At 52.9% G+C, this 8,485-nt stretch carries 4 protein-coding genes; 1 reads left to right on the top strand and 3 read right to left on the bottom strand.

The window, feature by feature from the left end:
- Positions 1-270: 270 nt before the first annotated feature.
- From VC35_RS28125 to VC35_RS28115, 3 genes are read right to left on the bottom strand one after another with little or no spacing between them, the layout of a single operon-like run.
- Positions 271-3,171, bottom strand: a complete 2,901-nt coding sequence (locus tag VC35_RS28125; RefSeq protein WP_046044005.1) for a hypothetical protein — start codon at positions 3,169-3,171, stop codon at positions 271-273.
- 32 nt (positions 3,172-3,203) lie between these two features.
- Positions 3,204-5,552 (bottom strand): hypothetical protein, encoded by a 2,349-nt coding sequence (locus tag VC35_RS28120; protein WP_046044003.1) that lies wholly within the window; start codon positions 5,550-5,552, stop codon positions 3,204-3,206.
- A 51-nt stretch (positions 5,553-5,603) separates the two neighbouring features.
- Positions 5,604-7,421, bottom strand: a complete 1,818-nt coding sequence (locus tag VC35_RS28115) for a hypothetical protein (RefSeq protein WP_046044001.1) — start codon at positions 7,419-7,421, stop codon at positions 5,604-5,606.
- 366 nt (positions 7,422-7,787) lie between these two features.
- Here VC35_RS28115 and VC35_RS29735 point away from each other — a divergent pair, with 366 nt between their 5' ends.
- Positions 7,788-8,297, top strand: coding sequence for a hypothetical protein (locus VC35_RS29735; RefSeq protein WP_185754876.1), 510 nt, complete (start codon positions 7,788-7,790; stop codon positions 8,295-8,297).
- Positions 8,298-8,485 lie beyond the last annotated feature (188 nt).

The following is an 8,485-nucleotide window of genomic DNA, read 5'->3' as shown; positions in this document are numbered from 1 at the left end:
GCTCACGGGAAACGCCGGGCCCCCCAGCCAGTTGCTCTTGACCTCGGGGAAGTCGATGGCGACGGTGTATTGCCCGGTGCGCGGGTCGACACCGCCTTGCAAGTAACTCATGAAGCCAAAGGCTTGGGAATGCACGGCACTGGAAGTGGTCATTTCATACCTACCTTATAAATAAATAACTATTAATCAAAACAGTTAAAATGTTTCGAAAACAAGAAGACATCAGGCCTACTCTATGAGCAAGCCCGCCGCCCTCGATAACACGACCTGCTAAATGCGATTGAAAACCAAAGTATTCCGACTGTCTTGCAATGAGGATGGCTCAAAAGCAATCGATAGCGAATGACGATTACCCTCCTCATCTATCAATACAACTTTTAGCCCAGGGTCCAAGTGCTTGCGGTATAACTTGCGCTTATCGCCATTCGCCAATCCGTCATACCAATACGGCACATCATCTGTTCGATGCAAACTGACAATCAACTCGCCAGGGGCAGGCTGTTTATCTTTGATAAAAGAGGCCCCCAATTTTATATTGTAATTCCTCATCATCCCCCAAAGATAAGGATCGAAAGACAGTCCTTCCGGAGCGGGGCTGTCACTGTTTTCAAAATTGGCCGGATTAAAGGCACTGCCGGTATAACTAAAGTATGTTTCATCAATCAGCTCACTTTCCCACTGAACTGTCGAAACATTATTTTCAATGATCGCGGTCGAAAACAGCACGGGCACACGACCCGGCCGTTCATAACTTAATCGCCAATAATCAACTGACTGACGGTAAAAACTAAAAACGTCCCCGTCAGGGTACATGTCGGTTGGCGGTCCATCGTGACCATACGGATCTTTCCATACACGATCACGTTTTACCAGATATTGATCGATTGCCGGGGTTGGCGGCCTTATGCCCTCAACCGTGATTTCAAAACCCTCGCTGTTAACATCAGTAGAATTCTGAATGCCATGATCTGAAGTGAACTGCGCATAAAAAGTCCGACTGCCTTCAGCGGCAAGATGAATCCAGAGTTCGCGATAACGCACGCCATTATTCTGGGGCGCAGGTAATGCCGGTGAGTTGACCGGTGCCGCCGCCGTAGTGGGTAACAGCTTGAAACGATTTCTTTTTTTACTGGTAGCCCATGAAATACCGCTGCCGTACTCAATGCCCTCCTGGGCAACGTGAACGAAGGGAACAGGAGCGTTGGATATTTTGTCCACCAGCCGCAGGGTCGACAGGTTAGCGTCGCTGACCGGTATATAAACCTGCTGACCGTCGATCTCCACAGGCTTGGTCTCGATCTTGACGATCACAGGAATCTGTTGAAAACCATTGCTGAAGCATCGGCCAACCCAATTAGCGGGGGTTTCGAATGAAAACTCCTGAAGTTCCGACCAGGTGGGTTCAGGCATGATCTGTTCGGAGAGCTGGATGATGCTCAGGCCGCTGGCCCTGACCGAACCGTTAACCAGATAGGAACATCGCACCACGCTGACTCGGGAAGCCGGTTGCGCCGGCGGCATAAAAAGACCGTTTTCATCCACTTCGCCTTCGCCGATAACGGTCCATCGCGCATCCGCAGGGTCCAGATCGGCGTAGAGCGGGATCGGGGTCGCAGCAGATACCGCCGCGACATAGGGTGGATCGACCGGCAGCGTGTGGGCTGACTTCATCAAAACAATTGTCGCGTCTATGGTTTCCTTGGTCAGCGAATCAGTGACCCTGATGGTCTGAAGTGCCAGTTGCTCAGTCAGCTCTGCAGGTGGCGTGTAAATGGCGTGGTTGTTATCGACCACTCTGAGGGTACCTTCCGCTGGCGTCAGTGTGGGCCACTGCAACGTCCCCCCACCCAGCGTGTTTGCAACCAGTTCAATAGGTGTTGCGCTGGTCCCTACTGCGCTGGTGCAAACACGCGGGGAAATGCTCATGCTTTCGAAAACGCCAAGCACAAATGCCGAACTCGTCTGTTGCACGCCGCCCATTACGTACTGCGCAGTCACGACAACGGGCTGTTGTTCCTTGCCGATCCGCGAGGGAGCCGGCGACGTATAGACACCGCCGGTTGGCGTAACGCTGCCAACGGAGAGCGGACTGACGGGGTTGCTGACGCGCCACTGGGCACTGACCGTCCCTCCATCACTCTTGCGCGCAGTAAATTTCTGGGTCTTGCCGGCTTTGAGATTGATGAAAGACGGTTCGATGGTCACGCTTTCGGGGCTTGGCTTGATATTGCCCAGCACCAACAGATCATGAGGGGTATGCCGCCCGTTGTCGCTTTCTACAAAAAGATTTTCGCCGGGCAACAACAGGTTTTTGAGCACATCGAGCTGCACATCGTCGAGCAACTCGATCCAGTCTTTGTTCAATATCAGCGAAGCCGAGTACAAGGCGTTTCCAGCGGCCTGATCGTCCGGGACCAAGTAAGGGAAGTCACTGCCCTCAACAGGCATGGTGCCGTTTTCATCATTGACTTTCAGGCGAACGAACACCAGCACGGCGCCATCCTCTGGATTGTCGCTACCCGGCGCTTTCTGTGTACGAATGTGGAAATGAGTCGGGCTCAACGGGTTGTTTCCACTGAGATCAAATAGCCCAAGCTCAAAAATTCGCTGGTCTTCCGGCAGCAACGCCAAGCGGCTTTGAATGAAAGCCGCCACAACTTTCTGGACGCCTGGCAACCCTCCCAGGTTGCAGGACATCGAAGGGTCGCTTGCCACATCAATCGAAACCCGACCTCGTTTATCCACTTCTCCTACGATCTGGTTCAGGCTTACCTTCATCTGGATCTTGTAGCCCATGTCTTCGGTGATACTGAAGCCGGACAACAACCGTTGCGCAGCACCACCCACAGGACGACTGATGGCCGTGTAGGCCCCCGCGACAATGTTCATGGTCAATGTCACGAAGGACTGATTGAGCGATGCCGAAGCAAATGACAAGACAGGTTTGCCCAGGATCAAATTGTCCAGCTTCATGGACTCGGTTCGGTCATCCGTGAACACCTCACCGCTGATGGGCGGGATAAAACGCCCCTCTTGCAACCAGCCAAGGTATTGCTCTTGCAGCAGGCGGTTGAGCTGAGCCCGGCCGAACGCCACCACCGCTCCCCAGCCGTGTGTGATCGCTCCCCTTTTCATCCGGGTCAACAAACTTTCCAATGAATTAACGGACATGACTAATCTCCTTACTCTCAGTGAACAACCGATTACTCACCATTTGCACCCAGCATCCGGAGGGTTTCCGGCACGCTGAACAAGGGCAATAGCAGGATGATGTAACCGTCATCGGGGGCCCCCCCAGGGCGTGCAGGGGGCGCCAAGACAGTGATCGCCACGAATTTGTCCGGCCCCGCAGGGTTTACCGTGAGCAGCCCGGTCGTGGCATTGATTTCTGCTGATCCGCTACCCAGCAGCACCTGCCAAGACTCACCCCAATCACCTGGATCAATCGGGCCCTCCTCTCCCATGATTGCCAGTTGGATCTGGTGTTCCGGCAGCCCAGGTTTGTCAACGATCACCACGCTAAGGAGGGCCGGTCGATGCAGGACCAGGACCCGCGCGGTCTCACTCAGTTTTGTCCGTGGGTTATGGACAACGAGGGTGTCGACCGTGGGCGCGGTTCCGGCTTTTGGGGGGCCCGGCACGTAGCTGTGGTCCCCTCCATCGGCCGGGTTCGGCTTAACCACCGCACCCGACGAAGGGTCTTCAATGGTCCAGGTCAACTCCCCACCGTCCACGGCACCGGCTGAAACGTCCAAGGCCAACGGGTCACCAGCGGTAGCAATCTGGATCATCGGGTTGACGGTGATGCCTCGGCACATCACGGTGACCAATGCCGAACTGGTGTGGCCGCCTGCCGTGGCCGTGACCCTTGCCCGGACGAAGTTGCCTTCAAGCTGGGCGGCAGTCGGGGCGGTGTAACGTCCCGAAGAGGCATCGATGGAACCTACGGGAACGGTTTCGCCGAGGATGTTCTCGACTTTCCAGGACAGATCGCTGCGCGGCGGTTCGGTGGTGAACTGCAGGGTTTCGCTGTGGCCGATTACGGGCTCCAGCTGAGTGATGGCGAAGGCGGTTTGGGTGGGGCCAACGTGGCCGAAGAGGGCCAGGTCGGCGGGGTAATGAACGTCTTCAAATTTCACCGCGTTAGAGCCGCGAAACAAAAGACTGTTAAGTGTAAATACATTAATATTTTCGACGGCGCTTAAAAAGTCACCAATGCCTTCTTCGAAAAATTTGCTCAGCCAGCCCGTGTAGGCTTGTTCTACGGCCACCTTATGGGCCGGCGTCACGATACTGCTTTGATCAGTTACAGCAACCAAGACATCCTTATCTGCCTCGCGAATTACAAGTTCGCCCCCTGTATCAAGATCATACTCAAATCCATATACAAGACTCCATTTTCCAGACACAAAACCCGAGTTACCACCCGTCCATTTCAGGGGGTGAAACATTCGAACTTCTTTCCACTCCAACGAAAACGACCCTATTTGAGAAATATTCATCTCAAAATAGTCAAGTTCCGAACTAGTATGTACTGGCGCAACTATTTGCGGAGATACGTAGTCTATCCCGCCAGTGCTGAAACGCTGCTCTACGACCCGCTTCCTCTCGCCACTGCGGCCGATAATTTTGACTATTCTTTTTCGATCAGGAGAGCGTTCTATGTCGTACTTTATTTCGCTCACCCCACCTAGTTTTTGCAATGCAACAACAAACATCTTTTTGAAAAACAACTCATGCCCAAGCAATACCGTGGCCGAATAACCATCTGGAAGTAAGTATTTAAGGTCCGCATTATCAACCGGCACAGTACCGTTGGCATCGCCCTCCAAGGCAACAAATACCAGTACCGAGCCCTCCCCCTCATCCTCTCCCGCCAACAACCTGGCACCCGAGTCCTTTTTGTTATGGGTGCGAATAACAAATCTAGCGGGTTTCAAGAATTGATCCGGTTCGAATTTCAGTTCGTTCAGTACGAAGATCTTCTGGCCGTCCGGCAAACTACTGAAGATCTCCTGCATGCGCTGGCCAGCCACCTTGCGTAAATGTTCGGTCTGCACATAGGTCAATCGATAATTGGTCCCCTCGGAAATATCCAGTTCCACCCGCCCGGCAGACGTCACCGAGCCCTTTGCCTCCAGGAGGTTGATATCAAACTCTAACTGCGGCCCGTCCAGCACATCTTCATGGGCAATCCTGGTGACACTCCACTGCTGGCTGCCTGCCGGCTTATTGAACGTCAGGTGTGAGCCGCCGACCACTTGCATGGTCGCCTTGGCAGCTGACGAGTTCAGATTGGAATCCTTGAACGACAGGCGTGGCGCGTCCATTTGATAATTGTGCAAAAACTCTTTCTGCGTCGGCGTTGCATTATCCGTAATCTCATCGGTAATCGGCCTCAAATAATTACTGGCACTAAAACGCTCAATGTACTCCTGCAGTAACACCTTATTGGTTTCGCTGCGCCCATAGGCCATGACAGCCCCCCAATCGAGTGTCCGGGGTTGCACTTTCAGCCAATTCAACAAGCTTTCAACGTTATTGGTTTCCATGATAAATATCCTTTGGTTAATATTGGGTTCGTCGATTGGCAGCAGTGTTTGTCAAGGGACAAGCGTCGGCGTGCTATCCCTGAATTGGAAATAGGTCTCGCCACCATCAAAACTGACTTTTGCCTTTAATGTGAAAGTCTCATTGAGCTTGAGCGTACTGAGAAACGCCTTGGGCAACTTCGCCGTTATTTTTTTGTTCTGGAATTCAACCGCGGTAACGGGCAGTGCATTGCGCACAACAATCGATGTATTACCGCTCTGGGTTACACCTGTGACCTCCATGGTCAATAGTTGTCCCTGGGCCATGAATGGCCAGGCATCCTGGGGTGGCGAAGAGTGAAGTTCCAGATCCGCACCACCTAAAGGCACGGCGAACAACGACATTTTGTTGTCGACAATCTGTCGAGACGTGGTAAATGGATAGCGCGAGGCCAGTAATGGAGTGATGCGCAGATTAAAGTATCCAGAGTCTTCGCCAACTGCATCACCGGATGGGAACACATGGTAAAACACTGGAAAACGCGCCTGTTCAAGTGTCGACATGTTGGCGGCAATGGCGCTGGGCGGAATAAAGTACCTTTTATCGTTGCCTCCCACGGGCGTCAACGCGATGTGGCGCCCCCCATTCGGGTGCCCTTGCCAATGCATTTCTACCTTGCCCGAACCAACTTCTGCCGCGTCAGGAACGCTGACGTAGGCGCCACTTGTATTCGCTTGCAGGTGCCCGTTGTTTTCCCCCGCTTCGGCAGTAGCGCCCTCGACAATGGGCGCAGGAAGGTACAACGGTTTGCTGATATCCACTTGCAGTGGTTCAGCCGATAGTGCGGCGCCTTCGCGCGCAAACTGGAAGCCAATAGTCACCTGAGCGTTGCTATTGTCCGTCAGCCAACGGGGTTCGATCAGAAACTCGATGAGGCCGCTGTCCAGTGTGGAACGATCGACCCGCTGCGCCTTGGTGACACTTCTGGCCTTGTCGCTACCCTTCCAGTACACCACCCCCCAATCGCCATCCTGAATGCCGGCATATACAGGTTTGACCTGCAGCACGAGCCCGTCGGGATAATGACCAGGATTAATCGGGCCACCAGTGTAGTTCTTGATCGTGATAGCAGGGAGTGGAGGAGAAACCGGCGGTACTATTTGCAGGGTTTGCTGATCGGAGTCACTCGACAGACCCACTCCGTCTACATACTCGACGCGGTAGCTGATATCGGCATGTTCACCCGTAATACCAATGACCTCGACATACGGGACGGTGAATATCAGCGGCTGACCAAGATCCTCGGTTCTTATTACTTTGGTTTCTCGATACACAGGTTCCGGGCTGCCACCAAAATACCCTTGCCATTTAAAGATGACCGTATCTGCGACACTCATGGCCCGATACGGCGGGACCACGGCTGTGGCACCTGTTGAAGTTACCGCGTCGGGATCCAGTGCCAGATCATGGGATTGCTGTATCTGCGGAACAGGTAGGCGGGTGTTCTTGGCCACACGTTTGCCCAAATAGCAAAACTGGCGCAGGGACTCGGGCCCTCGAATCTCAGGGTTTTCAGGCTCACCCAAGGCGTATGAGTAAAACGCCCACCCCTGATCCATATTCTCGAACACCTTGTTCGGCACCGATACGGGCATGCCGAGTTCCGGTGTATAGCCTCCTCCCTCCGTCACGTTCACACGGGCACCGGCGCAGTCGGACACCTCACCGTTTGCACCACACCCTCGCCAGTTCGGCCACAGCACGTCGCCGATCTCGATACTGTCGTACTTGATATAAGTCAGTAGTGGGCCGGTGCCCAATTTGTCCAGATCAATCCAGTCGCCGGGCTGTAGATCCTTGATCACAGGACGCGGGTTAAAAGCCGCCATTTTTTGTACCTTGATTATATGAGTTCAATAAAAGACTGAACTTCACATTAACGCCAAAACCAGCGAACTGACCACTAACAGAACTGTTAGGTTGCCATTGCTGACTTTGACGATACACTTGCGCTTTTTACGTGCCGGCACCGTTTTTAACTTGGCATTCAGTTTGCCCAGGCAACCTGTTGATATCGCTATTTTTCGACGTTCAACCCTGCTCAGAAACCAGCACTTCATGGGCTGACGGGCGAGCCAACTCTCGAATGTACGCCACCTTCGAATACACAAACAACTAACAGAACTGCTAGGTTTCAGGTCGATCGTTCGATGATAACGTCAGGCTGAAATATCACACACGACGAGACCCCCCTCATGAAAAACATGAAAGCAGTTACTTTCGGGTTATTGCTGGCGAGCAGCCTTGTATATTCTGGCGCCGCCGTATCAGCAACAGGCACGGTCATACTCAGAGACAAGGATAATAAGATTTGTAGCTTGCCTGTGCCTGAGCCGGGCCAATCAAAAACTTATTCTTTTGTCAACGACCCCGTCCTATGTAAAGACTGGAACGACAAAGCCCGCACAGTCCAATTGGCGGAAGTACCTTCAGCCACCACAATTTTTATCACCAATAACAGAAACTGCTGGAACACATCCGGCGAAGGTCCATGGTTTATATTAAAAACAATCAAAAAACAAACTAGCACTTCAATTCAAGAAATCCAGTATCTGGCGACATTCACAGCGAAACAAATTGTTGAACCCGGCTTGCAAATGGTCGATTTAATGCCATCCGATGATGGCGACAACTTAGACAAAATCTCCTGTATCAGAATCATCACTTCAGCAGCACCACCACCTTCCTCAACGACAACACCTTGAAGATTCTAACCAAGTAAATAATTGAGGATCATTAAATGACCACTTCCAAAACCGTGCACTCCCAGGCCTTTGGCTTCATGAGCAGCCTGCAAGGCGGTGTCGACCCGCGCACCGGGCAATACACCGTCGCCATCGACTTCCCCGAGGTCAAGAGCAACTGGCTGGGCGGCCCGGCGTTTCCCGTGAGC

Source organism: Pseudomonas fluorescens, assembly GCF_000967965.1.
Classification (GTDB): domain Bacteria; phylum Pseudomonadota; class Gammaproteobacteria; order Pseudomonadales; family Pseudomonadaceae; genus Aquipseudomonas; species Aquipseudomonas grandcourensis.
The sequence above is the reverse complement of the archived record's forward strand: the minus strand, read 5'-3'. Positions and strand labels throughout refer to the sequence as shown.

Bases quoted from the DNA above. Each gene is read 5' to 3' on its own strand.
- VC35_RS28125 (WP_046044005.1), bottom strand. From the start codon at position 3,171: ATGTCCGTTAATTCATTGGAAAGTTTGTTGACCCGGATGAAAAGGGGA.
- VC35_RS28115 (WP_046044001.1), bottom strand. From the start codon at position 7,421: ATGGCGGCTTTTAACCCGCGTCCTGTGATCAAGGATCTACAGCCCGGC.
- VC35_RS29735 (WP_185754876.1), top strand. From the start codon at position 7,788: ATGAAAAACATGAAAGCAGTTACTTTCGGGTTATTGCTGGCGAGCAGC.
- VC35_RS28120 (WP_046044003.1), bottom strand. From the start codon at position 5,552: ATGGAAACCAATAACGTTGAAAGCTTGTTGAATTGGCTGAAAGTGCAA.